The sequence below is a fragment of the Aquimarina sp. AWH4_224 genome (assembly GCF_056160245.1).
This window is the reverse complement of record NZ_JBSWWU010000001.1, coordinates 338,439-355,780: the sequence shown is the minus strand read 5'-3', so window position 1 is coordinate 355,780 and position 17,342 is coordinate 338,439. Positions and strand designations below refer to the sequence as shown.

21 protein-coding genes are annotated in these 17,342 nt (G+C 34.7%); 12 read left to right on the top strand and 9 right to left on the bottom strand.

Annotation, left to right across the window (positions count from 1 at the left end; genetic code table 11):
* The first annotated feature begins 172 nt into the window (after nucleotides 1-172).
* Nucleotides 173-1,696 (top strand): aldehyde dehydrogenase family protein, encoded by a 1,524-nt coding sequence (locus tag ACXAGJ_RS01615; protein WP_474836525.1) that lies wholly within the window; start codon nucleotides 173-175, stop codon nucleotides 1,694-1,696.
* Between the two features lie 11 nt (nucleotides 1,697-1,707).
* Nucleotides 1,708-2,106: a DUF779 domain-containing protein gene (locus ACXAGJ_RS01610; RefSeq protein WP_474836523.1), complete on the top strand. Its 399-nt coding sequence runs from the start codon at nucleotides 1,708-1,710 to the stop codon at nucleotides 2,104-2,106.
* Here ACXAGJ_RS01610 and ACXAGJ_RS01605 read toward each other — a convergent pair.
* Nucleotides 2,093-3,067: a YceI family protein gene (locus tag ACXAGJ_RS01605; protein ID WP_474836521.1), complete on the bottom strand. Its 975-nt coding sequence runs from the start codon at nucleotides 3,065-3,067 to the stop codon at nucleotides 2,093-2,095. The genes ACXAGJ_RS01610 and ACXAGJ_RS01605 overlap by 14 nt on opposite strands.
* Nucleotides 3,068-3,203: 136 nt before the next feature.
* Here ACXAGJ_RS01605 and ACXAGJ_RS01600 point away from each other — a divergent pair, with 136 nt between their 5' ends.
* Entirely contained in the window at nucleotides 3,204-4,091 is an 888-nt protein-coding gene (locus ACXAGJ_RS01600; RefSeq protein WP_474836519.1) for a helix-turn-helix domain-containing protein, read from the top strand.
* Between the two features lie 14 nt (nucleotides 4,092-4,105).
* On the opposite strand, the gene ACXAGJ_RS01595 is transcribed toward ACXAGJ_RS01600, so the two are convergent.
* Nucleotides 4,106-4,762 carry a class I SAM-dependent methyltransferase gene (locus ACXAGJ_RS01595; RefSeq protein ID WP_474836517.1) on the bottom strand — a complete coding sequence of 219 codons (657 nt, stop codon included), beginning with the start codon at nucleotides 4,760-4,762 and terminating at the stop codon, nucleotides 4,106-4,108.
* An 808-nt stretch (nucleotides 4,763-5,570) separates the two neighbouring features.
* On the opposite strand from ACXAGJ_RS01595, the gene ACXAGJ_RS01590 reads away from it, so the two are divergent.
* The gene (locus ACXAGJ_RS01590; protein WP_474836516.1) at nucleotides 5,571-5,702 is read left to right on the top strand and encodes a hypothetical protein; all 132 of its coding nucleotides are present in this window, start codon (nucleotides 5,571-5,573) and stop codon (nucleotides 5,700-5,702) included.
* A gap of 85 nt (nucleotides 5,703-5,787) precedes the next feature.
* On the opposite strand, the gene ACXAGJ_RS01585 is transcribed toward ACXAGJ_RS01590, so the two are convergent.
* Complete coding sequence (locus ACXAGJ_RS01585; RefSeq protein ID WP_474836514.1) at nucleotides 5,788-6,636, bottom strand: sterol desaturase family protein; 849 nt, start codon at nucleotides 6,634-6,636, stop codon at nucleotides 5,788-5,790.
* A 165-nt stretch (nucleotides 6,637-6,801) separates the two neighbouring features.
* On the opposite strand from ACXAGJ_RS01585, the gene ACXAGJ_RS01580 reads away from it, so the two are divergent.
* Both ACXAGJ_RS01580 and ACXAGJ_RS01575 read left to right on the top strand, forming a co-directional pair.
* A complete protein-coding gene (locus ACXAGJ_RS01580) occupies nucleotides 6,802-7,227 on the top strand; it encodes an SRPBCC family protein (RefSeq protein ID WP_474836512.1) in 426 nt (141 codons plus the stop codon).
* Complete coding sequence (locus ACXAGJ_RS01575; protein ID WP_474836510.1) at nucleotides 7,217-7,546, top strand: ArsR/SmtB family transcription factor; 330 nt, start codon at nucleotides 7,217-7,219, stop codon at nucleotides 7,544-7,546. The genes ACXAGJ_RS01580 and ACXAGJ_RS01575 overlap by 11 nt, the downstream gene beginning before the upstream one ends.
* 14 nt (nucleotides 7,547-7,560) lie before the next feature.
* Here ACXAGJ_RS01575 and ACXAGJ_RS01570 read toward each other — a convergent pair whose 3' ends face one another.
* The 4 genes from ACXAGJ_RS01570 to ACXAGJ_RS01555 form a co-directional block, all read right to left on the bottom strand.
* Nucleotides 7,561-7,944, bottom strand: coding sequence for a hypothetical protein (locus ACXAGJ_RS01570; RefSeq protein ID WP_473286883.1), 384 nt, complete (start codon nucleotides 7,942-7,944; stop codon nucleotides 7,561-7,563).
* 59 nt (nucleotides 7,945-8,003) lie between these two features.
* On the bottom strand, nucleotides 8,004-8,615 hold the full coding sequence (locus ACXAGJ_RS01565; protein WP_474836508.1) for a hypothetical protein: 612 nt from the start codon (nucleotides 8,613-8,615) through the stop codon (nucleotides 8,004-8,006).
* A gap of 6 nt (nucleotides 8,616-8,621) precedes the next feature.
* Entirely contained in the window at nucleotides 8,622-9,107 is a 486-nt protein-coding gene (locus ACXAGJ_RS01560) for an RNA polymerase sigma factor (RefSeq protein WP_474836506.1), read from the bottom strand.
* A 144-nt stretch (nucleotides 9,108-9,251) separates the two neighbouring features.
* The gene (locus ACXAGJ_RS01555) at nucleotides 9,252-9,905 is read right to left on the bottom strand and encodes a hypothetical protein (RefSeq protein WP_084549366.1); all 654 of its coding nucleotides are present in this window, start codon (nucleotides 9,903-9,905) and stop codon (nucleotides 9,252-9,254) included.
* 161 nt (nucleotides 9,906-10,066) lie between these two features.
* Here ACXAGJ_RS01555 and ACXAGJ_RS01550 point away from each other — a divergent pair, with 161 nt between their 5' ends.
* Nucleotides 10,067-11,344: a response regulator gene (locus ACXAGJ_RS01550; protein ID WP_474836503.1), complete on the top strand. Its 1,278-nt coding sequence runs from the start codon at nucleotides 10,067-10,069 to the stop codon at nucleotides 11,342-11,344.
* An 11-nt stretch (nucleotides 11,345-11,355) separates the two neighbouring features.
* Here the strand turns inward: ACXAGJ_RS01550 and ACXAGJ_RS01545 are convergent, their stop codons facing one another.
* Entirely contained in the window at nucleotides 11,356-12,336 is a 981-nt protein-coding gene (locus ACXAGJ_RS01545; RefSeq protein ID WP_474836501.1) for a peptidoglycan DD-metalloendopeptidase family protein, read from the bottom strand.
* A 337-nt stretch (nucleotides 12,337-12,673) separates the two neighbouring features.
* On the opposite strand from ACXAGJ_RS01545, the gene ACXAGJ_RS01540 reads away from it, so the two are divergent.
* Both ACXAGJ_RS01540 and ACXAGJ_RS01535 read left to right on the top strand, forming a co-directional pair.
* The gene (locus ACXAGJ_RS01540; protein ID WP_073313473.1) at nucleotides 12,674-13,507 is read left to right on the top strand and encodes an OmpA/MotB family protein; all 834 of its coding nucleotides are present in this window, start codon (nucleotides 12,674-12,676) and stop codon (nucleotides 13,505-13,507) included.
* A gap of 142 nt (nucleotides 13,508-13,649) precedes the next feature.
* Nucleotides 13,650-14,057 carry a DUF2541 family protein gene (locus ACXAGJ_RS01535; RefSeq protein WP_474836499.1) on the top strand — a complete coding sequence of 136 codons (408 nt, stop codon included), beginning with the start codon at nucleotides 13,650-13,652 and terminating at the stop codon, nucleotides 14,055-14,057.
* A gap of 57 nt (nucleotides 14,058-14,114) precedes the next feature.
* Here the strand turns inward: ACXAGJ_RS01535 and ACXAGJ_RS01530 are convergent, their stop codons facing one another.
* Nucleotides 14,115-15,329: a class I SAM-dependent rRNA methyltransferase gene (locus ACXAGJ_RS01530; protein ID WP_474836497.1), complete on the bottom strand. Its 1,215-nt coding sequence runs from the start codon at nucleotides 15,327-15,329 to the stop codon at nucleotides 14,115-14,117.
* A gap of 260 nt (nucleotides 15,330-15,589) precedes the next feature.
* Here ACXAGJ_RS01530 and ACXAGJ_RS01525 point away from each other — a divergent pair, with 260 nt between their 5' ends.
* Genes ACXAGJ_RS01525 through ACXAGJ_RS01515 form a run of 3 tightly spaced genes read left to right on the top strand, consistent with a single transcriptional unit; the run spans nucleotide 15,590 to nucleotide 17,336 of the window.
* A complete protein-coding gene (locus ACXAGJ_RS01525) occupies nucleotides 15,590-15,898 on the top strand; it encodes an ArsR/SmtB family transcription factor (protein WP_474836495.1) in 309 nt (102 codons plus the stop codon).
* A gap of 41 nt (nucleotides 15,899-15,939) precedes the next feature.
* Nucleotides 15,940-16,542, top strand: coding sequence for a short chain dehydrogenase (locus ACXAGJ_RS01520; RefSeq protein WP_474836493.1), 603 nt, complete (start codon nucleotides 15,940-15,942; stop codon nucleotides 16,540-16,542).
* Nucleotides 16,542-17,336, top strand: a complete 795-nt coding sequence (locus ACXAGJ_RS01515; protein ID WP_474836491.1) for a PhzF family phenazine biosynthesis protein — start codon at nucleotides 16,542-16,544, stop codon at nucleotides 17,334-17,336. Before ACXAGJ_RS01520 ends, ACXAGJ_RS01515 begins: the two co-directional genes overlap by 1 nt.
* The last annotated feature ends 6 nt before the right edge of the window (nucleotides 17,337-17,342 follow it).

The following is a 17,342-nucleotide window of genomic DNA, read 5'->3' as shown; positions in this document are numbered from 1 at the left end:
ACAATTACATAACACAATTAAGGCATAATATTAACAGCATTCTTAACTATAAATCCTTTAAAAAAATGTATATTTAAGCATAGACCTTTTCTTGTCAGGAAGCTTCACTTTTTTTGGCAAAACACACACATATTACATTTCTTACTTCATCTTCAACTCTAAAATCAAAACTATGAGTATTTCTCAGGCATCCCCCAAAAGCAGGATAGAAAAGCCTAATTTTAAAGACCAATACGACAATTACATCAATGGTAAATGGACTGCACCGGTAAAAGGACAATATTTTGATAATGTCTCTCCGGTAGACGGCACCAGTTTTACTAAAATTGCCAGATCCACCTCAGAAGATATCGAACTTGCTATTGATGCTGCATGGCAGGCGGCACCCAACTGGAATAACTCTTCGGCAACCTTTAGAAGTAATTGTCTTCTGAAAATAGCCGATGTTATCGAAGAAAATTTGGAAACCCTTGCACGAGCAGAAACCTGGGATAATGGAAAAGCCGTACGAGAAACTCTGGCTGCGGATATGCCACTAGCAGTTGATCACTTCAGGTATTTTGCTGGAGTAATTCGCGCCGAAGAAGGTTCTGCCAGCGAATTAGATGACCAAACCGTATCCATTAACATTCCTGAACCTTTGGGTGTGGTTGGACAAATCATTCCATGGAATTTTCCAATCCTGATGGCCACTTGGAAAATTGCTCCTGCACTCGCAGCGGGTAACTGTATTGTTTTGAAACCTGCCGAACAAACTCCCGTAGGGATTATGATATTGATGGAGCTTATAGAAGGTATCCTCCCTGCTGGTGTATTGAACGTGGTAAATGGTTTTGGTCCAGAAGCAGGTAAGCCTCTTGCCTCTAGCCCTAGAATCAATAAAGTTGCTTTTACAGGGGAAACCACTACTGGGCAATTAATCATGCAATACGCATCTAAAAATATTACACCAGTTACGCTAGAATTAGGAGGGAAATCTCCGAACATTTTCTTTGAGAGTATCATGGATGCTAATGATGAATTCTTTGACAAAGCTATTGAAGGCGCCGTAATGTTTGCATTGAATCAAGGCGAAGTATGTACTTGTCCTTCCAGAATATTGATACAAGAAAATATTTATGATCAGTTTATTGAGCGCATTATCGAACGTACTGAAGCTATCAAATTAGGTCATCCGCTAGACCCTCAAACCATGATGGGAGCTCAGGCCTCTAATGATCAATTCGAAAAAATACTCAACTACATCAATATTGGTAAAGACGAAGGTTGTGAAGTGCTAACCGGAGGTGAGGAAGCATATATTGAAGGACTTGAAAAAGGATACTATGTAAAACCGACCTTACTTAAAGGAAACAATAAAATGCGCGTTTTCCAGGAAGAAATATTCGGTCCGGTAGCTTGTGTAACTACGTTTAAAAACGAGGCTGAAGCCATAGAAATTGCCAACGATACTTTGTATGGACTTGGAGCAGGTGTTTGGACACGGGATATGCACCAGGCTTATCAAATATCCAGAGCGGTAAAAGCCGGTAGAGTTTGGGTAAATTGTTATCATAATTACCCAGCACATGCTCCTTTTGGAGGGTATAAGAAATCTGGAATCGGGCGAGAGAATCATAAAATGATGCTCAGTCACTACCGCCAAACCAAGAATATGTTGATTTCTTATGATAAAAAAGCATTAGGCTTTTTCTAAACTATTAAAAAATGATAAAAAGGGTTCTTATTAGTGATGCTGCTATTGCCATAGTGGATACCCTGAAAAAACAATACGGGGAGTTGATGTTTCATCAAAGCGGAGGTTGCTGCGATGGCTCCTCCCCGATGTGTTTTGAAAAGGGTGAATTGTTGATCAATGAAACCGACATTTGGTTGGGAACTATCCATAACTGTGATTTTTACATGTCTAGTGATCAGTTTGAATATTGGAAACACACACAACTTATTGTAGATGTTGCTCCCGGCCGAGGTGCTAGTTTCTCTCTGGAAATCCCCCTTGGTGTTCGTTTTGTGATTAAATCAAGAATATATGATGAAACAGAGATGAAGCAACTAAGTCCCATCAAAAAGGGAAACGAGGTGAATCAAGATATTAACATCCCCTAGGGGTGCCATAGATGATTACATCAAATTCTATGGTGTCTGATATCACATCATCTCCTAGATTATCATAAAAACTACCGGATCCGTATTTGATATTCCAGCGTGTTCGATTAATCGATATTTTGGAAGTAAATACGGTTTGTCCTTTTATGACATTAAATTCTCCGGTAAATTCTATGGGTTGTGTGATTCCTTTTATGGTCAGCTCTGCTTCAATATTAAATTTTGGATGCAACGAATAATCAATCCGATTGATTTTCAATTTTGATAACGGATAAACCGAAGTCTCAAAGAAATCTTCATTTTTTAAATGATCTACGAGCATTTCATTGTATTTCCCATCGGTGTTGGTAATCGTTTCCATATCCATTAGGAACTCCCCTCCTGTGATCATTCCTTCGTGCATTATCCAATTGCCTTTTTTGAATTTTACCGTACCAAAATGTTTATCCAGCTTTAATGCATAAAAGCCTGTCCATTTAATACTACTTTCCAGGGTATCAATAGGTATCTCCTGACCTTTTTCAGGCAATATGGATTGTTTTTGCACAATATCGATCAACTCCACCTCATACACCAATGTTGAATCTGGATGTGGAAAACGAACTTCACCAGTCCTTTTGCTTAAAGCTGGTGGTACTATAAGTTTACGTACCTCTCCTACTTTCATGCCTACTACGCCTTCGTCAAGACCTTTTATTACCTGATTACCTCCTACCAAAATTTTTAAAGGTTCTCCATTATCCCTTGAGGAAAAGACTAACGAGTCATTCTGATACCTTGTGGATTCGTGAATCAAAATTTCTTGTCCAGAAGATACAGAAGCTCCTATACCTTGTTTCAGTATCATATATTGAAGACCAGATGTGGTAGTAATGTATGGATTAATAGTACTGCTTTTCTTACATGCAGATATCAATACAGCCATAATTATCGTATACAATGCTATTTTTAAATTCTTCATGTTTTCTGTGTTTAGTTTCATTTTTTATTATAATTTGATTGAGAATTTTGAACGCCTTTTCAATATAAAATTGGAAAGGTGTATACTTTTCAAATCAATTGTAAAAAAGTGTAACCAAATTGTAAAAACATATTCATTGACGCTCTATACATTCCATAAAAAACTAATTATCAATAGACTAGCCTTTATCCTGTTTTTTTTATCAGGAATATTGATCAATCATGCACAAGAAGAAAATCAGTATATCCCGGAGAAAATTAAAATTAGTTTACGACAATTAGGTAATGAGTTACTCTTGTCTAATCAAGATTCGGTATCCAGAATACTACCTATTACAAAAATTAATGATCAAGAATATCGTTTATCTTTTCAAGAAAACCTTTTTATAGATCCAGATGTATTAACCGAAAAGTCAAAACGGTTAACCTCAAATTCAGAAGTTTGGAAAGATCATATCATCGAGGTTATCGAATGCCGCTCTTCTGAAGTGGTATACAGTTATCAGATCAGTGGTGTACAGGAACAGAATATAGTTCCGTGTATAGGTCGTAAAATACCCAGGAATTGTTATGAAATTCGAGTTATCTTTCCCAAAGCACAGCTAGTTTCTACGAATAATACAGATGCTACTACTACACCTGTATTATGGATACTAATAGGTATAGGATTACTACTTGCCATAGGTCTAGGGATAAAGTATACGATTGTAGATAAAAAGAAGGACACTCAAAGAAAGCTTCAATTAGGTAACACCTCTTTTTTCTATGAGCAACAACTACTCGAATACAACAATGAAGTCACAAAACTTACTACCAAAGAAGCGGAACTGCTTAAGATTTTTGCAGATACCCCTAATCAAATTATCAAAAGAGAACTACTGATCAAATTGGTGTGGGAAGATCAAGGGGTCATTGTTGGACGTAGTTTGGATATGTTTATTTCGAAATTGAGGAAAAAATTGAATGGAGATACTTCTATCAAAATCACAAACATTCATGGTGTAGGGTATAAAATGGAAGTATAAATAACGAGATCTAACTACTCTGGTAATGTAGCGACAAGAATCCACATCTGTTTATCTTTTTCATTTTTCCAGTTCCCAAAATCTTCAATTTCTTCTGAAATCGCAAAGCCAGCTTCTTCTAGTTCAGCTTTTACATATTGTGACGATAAGGTATGTGCATCTGTTTGTTCGTCTCTAGACTTATCGCGCATATTCTTCTTCAATTTCTCAAGAATAAGAATATATCCTCCTGGTTTCAGTGCTTTTTTCACATGTTCGAGGATGGTCATATAGGATTCCATTTCATGATAGGTATCCATAATGATTACGCTATCTAGTTGTCCCAATGGCAATTTTGGGTTGTCATAATCCCCCAAAACTGTTTGAACGTTTGTCAATTTTCTGTCTTTAAGATGTTCATCTAATCGTTCCAATCGGTCTTGTCGAACATCTACTGCATATACTTTACCCAAATTTCCAACTTCATTTGCTAGACGAATGGATAAATATCCTTCATGACACCCGATATCCGCTACGACACTTCTCTGATCTACGTGAGCCAACTTCATCAATTCATTTACCTTCATCCAAGTATCTCTTTTTGCCCAATCAGATTCTTTATATTGAGCAAAACAGAAATTTCCTAAAGTCATAAAGAACAAAAGCAGTATTCCATATCTCCATTTTTTCATATACTTATTTTATAACAAAAGTTTTGCATTCTAAAATGTAACATTTAATCGTTTTGCTTGTATATACTTTATGAAAAGTTTGTGTTAATCACGCTAATTATGTTCGAATATATACAGAAGAAGACACTAACTACAAACTTTTAAAAGCCTCTTACTCCCCTGTTTTCGAGGAATTTCACCCAAAAATTGTTAATTAATGTTAAAATAGTACCTTTTTATGCATAGTACTGTAACAAAATTAAAGTTTCGTTGTCTTACAGGTAAACAACAATCATAAAACAGTACAACATGAGAACTTTAGACAACAATCAAATTAGCAAGAAATTATCAGCAACAAGAGGATATATCTGGAATACGAAAAGAAGATACAGATAATCATCATCAAAAATATTTATCAATCATAAAACCATCATAACATGAGAACTTTAGACAACAATCAAATCAGCAAGAAATTACCAACAACAAAAGGATATATCTGGAATACCAAAAGAAGATATAGATAATCATCATCAAAAAACAATCATTCATCAATCAATCAAAATATATACATCATGAGAACTTTAGACAACAATCAAATTAGTAAGAAATTACCAGCAACAAAAGGATATATCTGGAATACAAAAAGAAGATATAGATAATCATCATCAAAAAAACAATCATTCATCAATCAATCAAAATATATACATCATGAGAACTTTAGATAACAATCAAATCAGCAAAAAATTACCAACAACCAAAGGATACATTTGGAATACTAAAAGAAGGTACAGGTAATTATTTCAACAGTAACAATCAAAAAAGATCTACCATGAAGACATTAAGAAATATAAGAAAGAAAATAAGTATTGCGGTTAGAAATCCCAAGACTATTTTAGATCAGACATCGAATGAGTATGCATATGAATATGTAATGCAGAAACGAGTGAAACTATATGCATAAGAGTAAGTTGAGTTAGTTAGTAAAAAAGCTGAATGCTATAAAAACATTCAGCTTTTTTTATGCTCGATAGCTAATACATTCGATATTACTCTGTTTTGTCTGTTTCAAACTTTGCCCCAACAGGTGCTCGGTACCCTTCAAATGGAAGTTTCAATAACTTTCCAATTTTGGCATTAGAATCTACATCAGGATACGTATCCACGCCGTATACCAAATCTTCATTACGAATCTTAGCAAAAGTACCAAATACCCTATCCCAAATTGAGAAAATGTTACCATAATTAGTATCTGTATACGGTAGCACATAATGATGGTGTACTTTATGCATATCTGGTGATACAATAATCCAACTGATAACATCATCCAATTTTTTAGGTAAGGATATATTGGCATGATTAAACTGAGACAGCACGACCGATATAGATTGATACAACATGATAATCCCTACTGGTGCGCCGACGATAAATACTCCTAAAGTGGTAAATATAAAACGGATCAAACTTTCGCCAGGGTGGTGTCTATTTGCTGTAGTAGTATCTACATGATTATCGGTATGATGTATCAAATGAAACACCCAAAGTGGTTTGATCATATGTTGTACATAATGTGCCAACCACGCTCCTATCAAATCTAATAAGGCTACACCCAGCAAAATAGTTGCCCACAAAGGTAATTGTAACCATTGCAATATGCCAAATTGATTTTCTACCGTCCAATCACTAGTTTTTAATAAAATAAAAGCCAAGAAAAAATTGACCAAAATAGTGGTTAGCGTAAAGAAAATATTAGGCCAGGCATGTTTAAACTTTTTGTAACTAAATTTAAACAATGGTGCTGCATATTCTATCAACCAAAAAAAGGCGATCCCTCCTACCAATATCAGGCTTCGGTGTGATGAGGGAATAGTTTCAAAGTAATTTATTATCTCTTCCATAAGCACAAAATATTCTATTTTTCTGTATTTGACAAAACTTTAGTGAACATTATAGTTCTAAAATCATGTGTTTTAAACAAAAAAGCAACCGAAAAGTTGCGTTTTAATAGAATTGATTTATATTTGCAACCATATAGTTGCATTTTTAATTAAAATCAAATTACAATGAAAGATTTCATCATCAAAGAACACACTTTTACTCATACCATAGACAAGGTATGGAACGCCATTACCAAAGCCGAGGAAATATCTACTTGGTTTATTAAAGCAGATTTTAAAGCCGAAGCAGGATACCAATACACCTTCTACTCTTCTGGAGAAGACTGTACTCAAATCTCTGGTGTGGTGAAAGAGGCTGATCCTTATACCTTAGTATATACATGGATAGTGCAGGACACGGAGGTAGAAACTTTGGTAAAATGGCAATTAGAAACTACTGATAGCGGAACCAAATTATCCCTCAAACACTCTGGAATATCTAATTATCCAGGCGATACCGCAGTAAAGATGTTTAGTAGTTTTGACGGTGGTTGGACAAACTGTGTTAACGAACTAGAAAAATATCTAATTCAAGAAGTACATGCAGGATAAGATCACTAAGATATTGAAAGCGGTTTCAGATCCTACTCGACGAGAAATTTTTCATGCTTTGGTAGTTGCTGCTACGGCATTACCGATTACACAAATTTCTAGCCAGTTTGATATGAGCAGACAAGGAGTTACAAAACATCTTAAAACTCTAGAAACAGCTGGGTTGGTACATATCGATACCCAAGGAAGAGAACGGTTTTGTTATGCAAATGTTAATCCGCTGAAAGAAATCAATCAATGGTTACATTTTTATGAACAGTTCTGGGATAATGCCATCACCGATCTTGGTAATTATCTGGACACCAAAAACGAACAGTAAAAATAGATTCCATTTTAAGAGAGTTGTTCTCTAATCCATGCTTCTGCTGTAACAAGGTCATCAAATGTCATGATTCCATCTTCGAAGAACATATTTTCTATTCGAACACTGGATTCTTGAACTCGATTAAAAACCACTACAGCAAATGCTTCCAGATTAGGGAACACTTCTTTTATTTTGGTATAATCTGTAGCTTCTATAGAATACGAATTGATTCTGTGCGATATATAACCAAAAGGACGACCCTCAAAATGTAGATTAGTTAGCCTAGAGAGTTCTTTAGCTTTTTGATAATCAAAAGAGACGCCTTCTGCCACTTCAATAATTAAGTAATTGTCATAAAAAGTCACTTTTCCAACTTCAAGATTGTATTCTTTAATCGCATTTTCTTTATTCATGCAGCGTGACTTTGTTTTCTAGAAACAAGATACGCAAAAAAGATAGAGTGTAACAACTATTAATCAACTTCACTTATTTCTTTGATCAAGTTTTCTGCCGCATTAATACTGCTATTATAAGATCTCATTACCCACTTTGCAAAGAAGATTACAAAAGCGATTGCTAATGGAATTGCTATTACGAATGGCCATACAGATTTGGAATCGGCTATCAGATCTTTGTTATTCAAAACTTTAGCACTTACGGGAAGAATGGCAAACATTAGAACAAAACTCAAATAATATCCCCATTTAGCCACAGTTTGAAATCTTTTCTTCGCTTTTGTATAAGACAAAAGAGTTTGTTGATAACTATTTTTTGCGATATCTATGCGCTTCATTCTATGAATAGATCGTAAAGATAAAACGGGCAAGATTAAAAGAATCGCCATAGATATCAATCCAGATAACATGTTGTACCAATTATCCAGTCTACTGAAATTGGCTAATATCAATACAATAGTTCCATAACAAATTACTGTTCCCAAAATTTCTGGAATAGCAATCTTGTTAATTTTACTTCTATATTTTTCTTTAGTCATCATAATGATCATTTTATTGGTTAACTTTTTTTGCGTTTCTAACTGGTCGCTAAGTTCAGACCAAACAGCCTGCATTTCTTCTAGTTCCATACTTCTTTATTTTATGATCTGTGTTTTCAGTTTTTGTTTGATTCGGGAAATTCTAGTCCCTACATTGGTTGGCGACAATCCCGTAATTAATGCTATTTCTTCATATTTTTTACCTTCTAACAACAAAAGCATTAGTCCTTTTTCTAGTTCATTGAGTCTTTTTATGTGTGAATACACGAGTTGTAATCGCTCTTCAAATATTTCATCATAGGGCTCCACTTTGCGTTTAACCAAGGAATCCATAGGTATTTGAACTCCTCGTTTTTTTTCTTTTTTGAGTCTGGTAATCGCTGTATTTAAGGCTACGCGATACATCCAGGTACTGATTTTAGCTTCTCCTCTGTAACTGTCATATGCTCTCCATAATTGATACACAATTTCCTGATATAAATCTTTCTTGTCCTCATGAGTATCGGTATATATGGAAGTAATCTTATAGATTACTCCTTCATGTTCTTTAACAATCTGAGTAAATTCACTCTCTTTTTGCATTTTGAGCTCGTATTTAAACTATTAGTACAGGATCTTTTCAAAAAATCACAAATGCCCTCAAAAAAATAATGAAAAGTTGAAAAAGAGGCATAAAAAAAGAGCATATCACTATGCTCTTTTCTTTACTATTATTGATTTTATGTATTATTGATCTTTCACTACAATCAAAGAAGCTTTTACACCTGTAGTAAGATTCCATTCATTGCCTGTGATTAAATTACCTAATTCATCATATAACTGAAACTGAGCGGTATTAGGTCCTGATTCTCCTTGATTTAAAGCTTGTATATCTATTTTATTAAATCCTTTGATCAAATTAATTTTAATTCCTCGGAAATTGGCCGTTAAAAATACTCGTGGAGCGATAACATCGTCATTTACAAAAATTCGAACGATGTCTCCATCTACTTGCTCATGATCTCTATATACGAGACTTACAAATTTTCCATTATTTCTGAAATCTCCTAAATATTGATCACTTTTATACTCGTCCTTGATATCTTTATCTTTTCCAAACCATTTGGGAGTATCCTCCGCCTGTGGTGCCAGCAGATTATTATTAGTATTCATGCTAAAGGTTTGCTTTTTTTGTCTGATATCAGAACCGTCTTCCGGCTTTTTCGAGAGTGTGAATCTATTATTGGGATTTGCATTAGGTTTGGCAGTAGACAATCGATATTTGTCAGTATTTAAATCTCCTTGATCAATACGCAAACCAGAAGTCTTCTCTATCTGGGCATTTACATGAATGCCTATTCCTAGAAGTAAAAGAAAAAAGAATTTCATTTTCATATCCATAATGCATTACAACCTTTTAAAGTAAATATACTTATTATAAACCTTAAGTCTGTTAATTCGTTGCAAAACTTACAATTTTCTTGCCATTTTATAAAAAACCCATTTCAAATTTGTAAGATAAACCTTATATATCTTATTTTAGTTATACTAAACAAATAACAATGACTTACTACGTAATCGGTGGAATTCTGCTTGTTATCATCGCCTATTTACTGGTGCAATGTATCAAAGTAAAAAGAACTCTTGGGAATAAAAACAAAGAATTACTGCAGTTGCAAGAACAAACGCAAAAGCAGTACGAGGCGCAACAAAGTTACATTTCATTGCTAAGTCAGGAGTTAAGAGTCCCCTTATATGGTATCATGGGACTTACCCATCTTATAGAAGAGGAAAATCCCAAACTAAAGGACAATAAAAAAATAAAGTCTTTAAAATTCAGTAGTAACTATTTATTAATGTTGATTAATAATGTACTGCATATCAATTATATGGATGCAGAAGAAATTGAACTTCAGAATACGATTTTTGATGTAAAGGAAATCACTCAAAACTTGATTCATTCGTTTAGTTATGCTACGGAGAATAGTGATAATAAGTTAGAATATCATTTTGATCCTGAGATTCAGAATCAGGTAGTTGGCGATCCTACCGTGTTAACTCAAATACTTATGAATCTTTTAAGTAATGCGCTACGATTTACAGAAAACGGTAGTGTTCACTTTTCGGTGGATCTGATTAAAAATCAAGAAAACACCTATACCATATCCTTTAAAGTGCATCATAACGGGTTTGAGATTTCAAAAGAAGACCAAAAATCTATTTACAAGGAGTTTATGAACATCGATCAGGCCAAAACCTCTTATTTGGGTACTGGATTAAACTCTAGAATTGTAAATAAGTTGGCCAATTTACTGAACGGTGAAGTGATCAAAGAAAATAACGCGAAGACAGGTTCAGAATATGCTTTTGTAGTAAACCTACCTATACATCAGACTGAAAAGACCGCTGAACAGCCTACTACTTCAAGTATGGCCTCTAAAGACGAAGAAACGTCAACTATACCAGAACAAGTAAGAGCTTTGGTGGTAGATGATAATAAACTGAACCTCCTGGTTGCAGACAAAATGCTTTCCAAAGAGAACTTTAATTGTACCACTATAGATAATGGTTTTGATGCCATCGAACTGGCAAAAAATAATACCTATGATGTAATCCTAATGGATATCAACATGCCAAAGCTTAATGGAATTGGTACCACAAAACGAATTAGAGAATTCGATCCCAAAACACCAATTATTGCGCTTACGGCCGTTGATGTCACCCAACTAAATAGACAGATTTTACATGCTGGATTGAATGATTATATTCTGAAACCCTACAGTAAAGGACAGTTGTTAGAAATTATCGACAAACACTTGAAGGATACCAGTCCTTCATAACATACAACAACTTACTGCACCTCGCTGTTTACCAAAATAATTTGCTGACCAATTTTAAGCACAGAATTACGTCTTATAGCATTCATTTTACAAATTTCTGAAAGTGGTAAGCCATGTCTGTTGGCAATAGCATAGAGCGTGTCTCCTTTTTTGACGGTATATACTTTCTTTTGGTCTTCTTTAAATTTATCTAGACCTTCTAATGAAGTAATCAATTCGATATTACTCTTTCTAGTGGATCTATGATATCGAGCTACTGCCCATTTTCGGGTTATAAAAACGGTCTCGGCTCGTACTTTGGTGTCTGGAGAAAAATCAAAGACATATTCTGGGTGTATGGCTTTTCCTCGATATTTAACTTCTAAATGCAGATGACTTCCTCTGGAATTTCCAGTGATACCGCCAATACCAATGGCCTGCCCTTTTTTAACTTCCTGATTCTCTTCTACCAAGTACTTAGATAAATGGGCATACACCGTTTCTAATCCATTGTTATGCCTTACTACCACAGTTTTTCCATGCCCTCCGTGATATCTTATATAGCGTACCTTACCATCAAGGATCGTATTTACACTATCACCAACCACTAAGTCGATATCAATACCTCTATGAGGTCTACCCCTACGCCAGCCATATCGAGAGGTAACTACCATCTTACGATTTACTGGTGCCGCAAAATGTTCATCCTCAAAATGAAGCTCTAATGGGAAATCCAGAAGTTCATTACCATAAGGATTAAAACGAACATTATCCCAATGATCTTCGTATACATTGTATGCAACGTCATCTTCAATATGATTTGAGGTACTATCTGCAGTGATCACTTTATGTTCTGGAACTATCGGTAAATAGATGATCTTACCGTTACTGGCTAGCGGTTTGTACTTTATACTATGAATTTCTTGCTGACTGTATAGACCCTGTAAGGATAACAGAGTTATGGACACGGTTAGAATATAATAAGATACTCGCCTATTATTAATTATAAACATTAATGTTACTTCTTTTTTCTAGTTTATAGGTAAATCTGGGCTATGAGGTATCTTTTACAACAAATGACCGTAAAAATAATACAACGTTGCAATATAAGAATAATTTAAAATAGAATTAGATTCTGTCATTTTTTCGTCATTCTTTTTACTCTTTTGAAAATCAAAATTTTAAATAAATCCAAAAATACTCTGCAACCATAAAAGAATTACGGGACTACATTTTTAAGGGTATTTATTAACACTTTTTAAGAAATTGATGTGAAAAAATTAGTAATCGTAGGAGCAATAAATATGAGTTGAACCAGTTAAAAAAGCATAAAATATTAATTAAATAACCATGAAAAAATCATTCACATTAATCGTTTTCTCAGGAGCTTTATTATTAACCTCCTGCGTATCAAAGAAAAAATATGTGGCTTTAGAACAAGAGTTACAAGACACCCGTAGCTCTTTGCAAAAGACTGTCGTGGAAAAAGAGGAATTGGAGGAAAAGTTTGCAAAAATCGAAGCCAGAGTAGCAGATTACAATTCCAAAATCAACTCGTTAAGAGAGTCTAACGATGAAAAAATGGTGATGGTAGATGATATTGCAATGATATCTAATGTTACCAAAGAAAAAATGAAGCAAACATTAAGCAAAGTGGATGCTCAAAAACTTCAGGGAGCTACTTCCTTAAAAGATTCTATGAACTTGGCAGTTTCATACAATCTTAAAAATTCGCTTGATGATAATTTAAAAGAAGATGAAGATATTTCTATCGATATCGACAATACGGTAGTAATGATTTCTATCTCTGACAAAATGTTATTCAATAGCGGAAGTTTCAGAGTGAGTAACAAGGCAGACGGTATTTTACAAAAGTTGGCAGACGTTATCAATTCTGAACCTAGCCTAGAAGTTATGGTTGAAGGACATACAGATCCTAGAACCATTAGCACTGCAGTACTTCAGGATAACTGGGATTTGAGTGTTAAAAGAGCAACTTCTATTGTAAGAAAATTACAGACCAGTTATGATGTAGATCCATCAAAATTAATTGCATCAGGAAGAAGTAGTTACAAGCCTATCGTAGAAAATGATACTGAGGAAAATATGGCCATCAACCGACGTACCAGAATCGTTCTTTTACCGAATATGGATAAATTCTTTGCATTATTATCTGCTAACTAGACACACACTAACTATTGACATATAAAAGGATAGCTAACCAATAGCTATCCTTTTTTTATACCCAATTCGTAAAAAAACAAATCGGATTTAAACCTTTTTACCACATCGTAGTCAAATAAATGTTGAATCAAATAATTAGACTATGAAAAATGCAATTACAAAAAGTTCGGTTATAGCTACGCTACTAGTAATCCTATTTGTTGGTAGTAGTTTTACAACAAAAATAGTACGTTGGGAACACCTGGGATCAAGAACGGTAAATTATAGATTGGATAAAGATGTGATCAAGGTAACTGCACGTGAAGGAGGATTTACCAAACTAAAGATAAAAGTAACAGGAGGTTCTTTAAACATGCATAAAATGGTCGTTCAATACGGTAACGGTAAAAAAGACATCATTCCGCTACGATATAATTTTTCAAGAAAAAGCGCAACACGACTTATTGATTTAGAGGGAGGAAAAAGAGTGATAAGAGATATTACATTTTTTTACGACACCAAAAACTTATCAAGAAAAAGAGCAAAAGTACATGTCTTTGGTAGACATTAAAATATCACTAAACTTTATGACCAACACCTGTTTATGTTTAGCGTATCAGGTGTTTTCTTATTGTATTTGATAGTAACCACATTTAAGATAAGCTCCTTCTGGAAAAGTGATTGGATGATCCACGTCATGAAATGTTTTCTCCAGTACTTTAAATGGTTTCCCTGAAACAGTAATTTGTTCTTCTGAAATCCTGAAAAAATCTATAGCCGTTACTCTGGAAGAACATGAGGCTAATACCAAAATTCCATTACGGGCTACCAATTTGGCTCCCAAAGCAGCCAATTTCGCATAACTTTTCTCTGCTCTTTTGATTTCGCTTTCTCTCTTGGCAAAAGAAGGAGGATCGATTACTACAATATCAAATTGTTGTCCCTGATTAATAAAATCTTGCAACCCTTCAAATGCATCCGCTACCACTATATTGTGCGTCCCGGTATGAGTATTTAAAGATGCATTTTCTTTAGCCATTTCCAAAGCATGTTTACTGATATCCAGACTAGTAACACTTTTGGCGCCTTGACTTAATGCATGAACCGAAAAACCACCAGCGTACGAAAAAACATCTAGCACGGTTTTTCCCTTTGAAAGCTCCCCTACCCGTTTTCTATTATGCCGATGGTCCAAAAAATATCCAGTTTTGTGCCCTTTGATCACGTTAGCAGAAAAAAGTACACCATGTTCCCTAAATACGACCACCTCGTCTTCCAGATCCCCATAGATGACCTGACCATTATATAAGCCATAAGTTTCTCCTTTGGATTGAATCAATCGATTGAATCGCATTACTGCTGTTTGAGCTCTAGAGACTTTAATCAACTCTGGAATGATCCAATTGAGATAAGGAAACCAAATATGGGAATACAATTTGATAACCAAGACCTGATCATAAACATCTGCAATAAACCCCGGTAATCCATCATTTTCACCAAAAAGTAATCGATAACTATTGGTATCGGTAGCCAATAATGGTTTACGCATATCAAAGGCAGCTCTAATTTTATCTAAAAACCAAGCACCATCGATCCGAGCAGATTTTTTAAACTGAATCAATTTGATACGAATAGGAGAATAAGGATCGTATAAACCACATGCCAAAAAGCTATTTTTTTTGTGATCATAAATAATCGCCAGATCACCAGGATCTCCAGCTACATTCTGCTTTACAATACTATCTTCAAAAACCCATGGATGCTCTTGCCTTACCTTCTTCTCTACAGCTGGTTTAAGTTTGATCGCTATCCTTTTGGTATCTAATTGTGGTGTAATATTCATACGTTGACAAGAATAAGAATATTTTGGTAGCAATCATACAATAAAATTAAGTTTCTTATCCTATAAAGAGAAAGCACCTATCCCAAGAAATATCAGGATAGGCGCTCTCCAGATGTATCGTTAAAACTATCTAGGGTTTAGGTATATACTAACTTTAATAGCCTTTACTTACTAGACGAAACAATCCTTATTTCGTTACATCAAAAACTAAAAAAAATAATTTTAACATATTTATAAAATTAAATATGTATATTTGATCCATGGATAATGACAAAATACTAGACATCAACAAGGCACTATCTAACCCTACTCGATTGGATATTTTGAGATGGTTAAAAGATCCTGAAGCTAATTTTCCTCCTCATCAGGAATTAGGACATTTTGATGATGGTGTTTGTGGGCAATATATTCAGGATAAGTCTGGTTTATCTCAGCCTACCATCTCTCATTATTTATCCGGTATGCATAAAGCCGGTTTGTTGATAACCACCAGGCATGGGAAATGGACCTACTTCAAAAGAAATGAGAAGATGATAGCTGAGTATTTGAATTCTCTACGAGAGTTATAAAAAATTTGAAACAACATATTTATAAAATTAAATATATAATTATGAAAATATTAGTGATCGGTGCCACGGGCACTATAGGAAAAGAGATTTATCATTCGCTAAAAAAACAATACAAAGAAGTATATGCAGCTCATCGTAAGAGCACTTCCTTCCCTGTTGATATAACCGATAGCCACTCCATTAAAAACCTATTTGAAAAACTTCCTAAATTAGATATTGTAATCAATGCAGCAGGAACCGCAACCTGGAAACCTTTTTCGGACCTTAAAGAAGAAGATTATTATATCGGAATAAAAAGTAAATTAATGGGGCAAGTTAATTTGGTCCGTATAGCTCAGGATTATTTAAATAACAATGGGGCTATTACACTAACCACAGGAATCCTTGCAGAGCACTATGAACCCAAAGCTACCGCATTGTCATTAGTAAATGGAGCCATTCATAGCTTTGTACAATCGGCATCCAACGAACTAAAAAATAACATTCGACTTAATGTTGTAGCTCCTGGTGCAATTGCTGGAGATTTTCCAGAAAACCAAAAATTTGCGGGCTACTACCCTGTAGACATACAGAAAGTCATTGAAGTATACAAACAAACTATAGAAACAAATAGCACAGGTCAAATCTTAAAAATTTACGAGTAATGAAAATTCCTATCTATCAAATCGACGCTTTTACCAAAACATTATTTGGTGGTAATCCAGCTGCAATTTGTCATTTACCAGAATGGTTAGATGATGAAACACTATTAAACATTGCCAAAGAAAACAATTTGGCGGAAACCGGGTATTTTGTAAAAAAAGAAGATCATTTTGAAATACGCTGGTTTATGCCTTACGAAGAAATTGATCTTTGTGGTCATGCTACTCTGGCTGCGGCATATGTTATCTTTAATCATATCGATACACATCTTGATGAAGTTATTTTTTCATCAAAAAGTGGTATTCTGAAAGCAAAAAAAGAAGAGGACGGAAGTATAACTTTAGATTTCCCAGCTAACCCACCACAAGAAATTGACATCCCGAAAGAAGTGTATGACGCATTTGATGTAACCCCCTTGAAAGCTTTTGCAGGTAGAGATTTAATGATCACCGTTTCTTCTGAAGCCGAAATACAAAATGTAACTCCGGATCTTTTCAAACTGAAGGGACTCCCCTATTTGTGTACCATAATCACAGCAAAGGGAGAACAAGCAGATTTTGTTTCCAGGGTATTTGATGCTAATCCAGAAATCCCTTTAGAAGATCCTGTAACCGGTTCTGCGCATACCATGCTTGTTCCCTATTGGGCAAACGTATTAAACAAAACTGAGCTAAAAGCGACTCAATTATCAGACAGAAAAGGAGAATTGCAATGTAGATTAGAAAACGACCGTGTATTCCTTACCGGATACGCTGTACCGTATTTAACAGGAGAAATTGAAGTGAATTCAAAATAACACACA

Coding starts and splice junctions, on each gene's coding strand:
- ACXAGJ_RS01615 (WP_474836525.1), top strand. CDS start 173: ATGAGTATTTCTCAGGCATCCCCCAAAAGCAGGATAGAAAAGCCTAAT.
- ACXAGJ_RS01610 (WP_474836523.1), top strand. CDS start 1,708: ATGATAAAAAGGGTTCTTATTAGTGATGCTGCTATTGCCATAGTGGAT.
- ACXAGJ_RS01605 (WP_474836521.1), bottom strand. CDS start 3,067: ATGAAGAATTTAAAAATAGCATTGTATACGATAATTATGGCTGTATTG.
- ACXAGJ_RS01595 (WP_474836517.1), bottom strand. CDS start 4,762: ATGAAAAAATGGAGATATGGAATACTGCTTTTGTTCTTTATGACTTTA.
- ACXAGJ_RS01590 (WP_474836516.1), top strand. CDS start 5,571: ATGAAGACATTAAGAAATATAAGAAAGAAAATAAGTATTGCGGTTAGA.
- ACXAGJ_RS01585 (WP_474836514.1), bottom strand. CDS start 6,636: ATGGAAGAGATAATAAATTACTTTGAAACTATTCCCTCATCACACCGA.
- ACXAGJ_RS01580 (WP_474836512.1), top strand. CDS start 6,802: ATGAAAGATTTCATCATCAAAGAACACACTTTTACTCATACCATAGAC.
- ACXAGJ_RS01575 (WP_474836510.1), top strand. CDS start 7,217: ATGCAGGATAAGATCACTAAGATATTGAAAGCGGTTTCAGATCCTACT.
- ACXAGJ_RS01570 (WP_473286883.1), bottom strand. CDS start 7,944: ATGAATAAAGAAAATGCGATTAAAGAATACAATCTTGAAGTTGGAAAA.
- ACXAGJ_RS01565 (WP_474836508.1), bottom strand. CDS start 8,615: ATGGAACTAGAAGAAATGCAGGCTGTTTGGTCTGAACTTAGCGACCAG.
- ACXAGJ_RS01560 (WP_474836506.1), bottom strand. CDS start 9,107: ATGCAAAAAGAGAGTGAATTTACTCAGATTGTTAAAGAACATGAAGGA.
- ACXAGJ_RS01555 (WP_084549366.1), bottom strand. CDS start 9,905: ATGGATATGAAAATGAAATTCTTTTTTCTTTTACTTCTAGGAATAGGC.
- ACXAGJ_RS01550 (WP_474836503.1), top strand. CDS start 10,067: ATGACTTACTACGTAATCGGTGGAATTCTGCTTGTTATCATCGCCTAT.
- ACXAGJ_RS01545 (WP_474836501.1), bottom strand. CDS start 12,336: ATGTTTATAATTAATAATAGGCGAGTATCTTATTATATTCTAACCGTG.
- ACXAGJ_RS01540 (WP_073313473.1), top strand. CDS start 12,674: ATGAAAAAATCATTCACATTAATCGTTTTCTCAGGAGCTTTATTATTA.
- ACXAGJ_RS01535 (WP_474836499.1), top strand. CDS start 13,650: ATGAAAAATGCAATTACAAAAAGTTCGGTTATAGCTACGCTACTAGTA.
- ACXAGJ_RS01530 (WP_474836497.1), bottom strand. CDS start 15,329: ATGAATATTACACCACAATTAGATACCAAAAGGATAGCGATCAAACTT.
- ACXAGJ_RS01525 (WP_474836495.1), top strand. CDS start 15,590: ATGGATAATGACAAAATACTAGACATCAACAAGGCACTATCTAACCCT.
- ACXAGJ_RS01520 (WP_474836493.1), top strand. CDS start 15,940: ATGAAAATATTAGTGATCGGTGCCACGGGCACTATAGGAAAAGAGATT.
- ACXAGJ_RS01515 (WP_474836491.1), top strand. CDS start 16,542: ATGAAAATTCCTATCTATCAAATCGACGCTTTTACCAAAACATTATTT.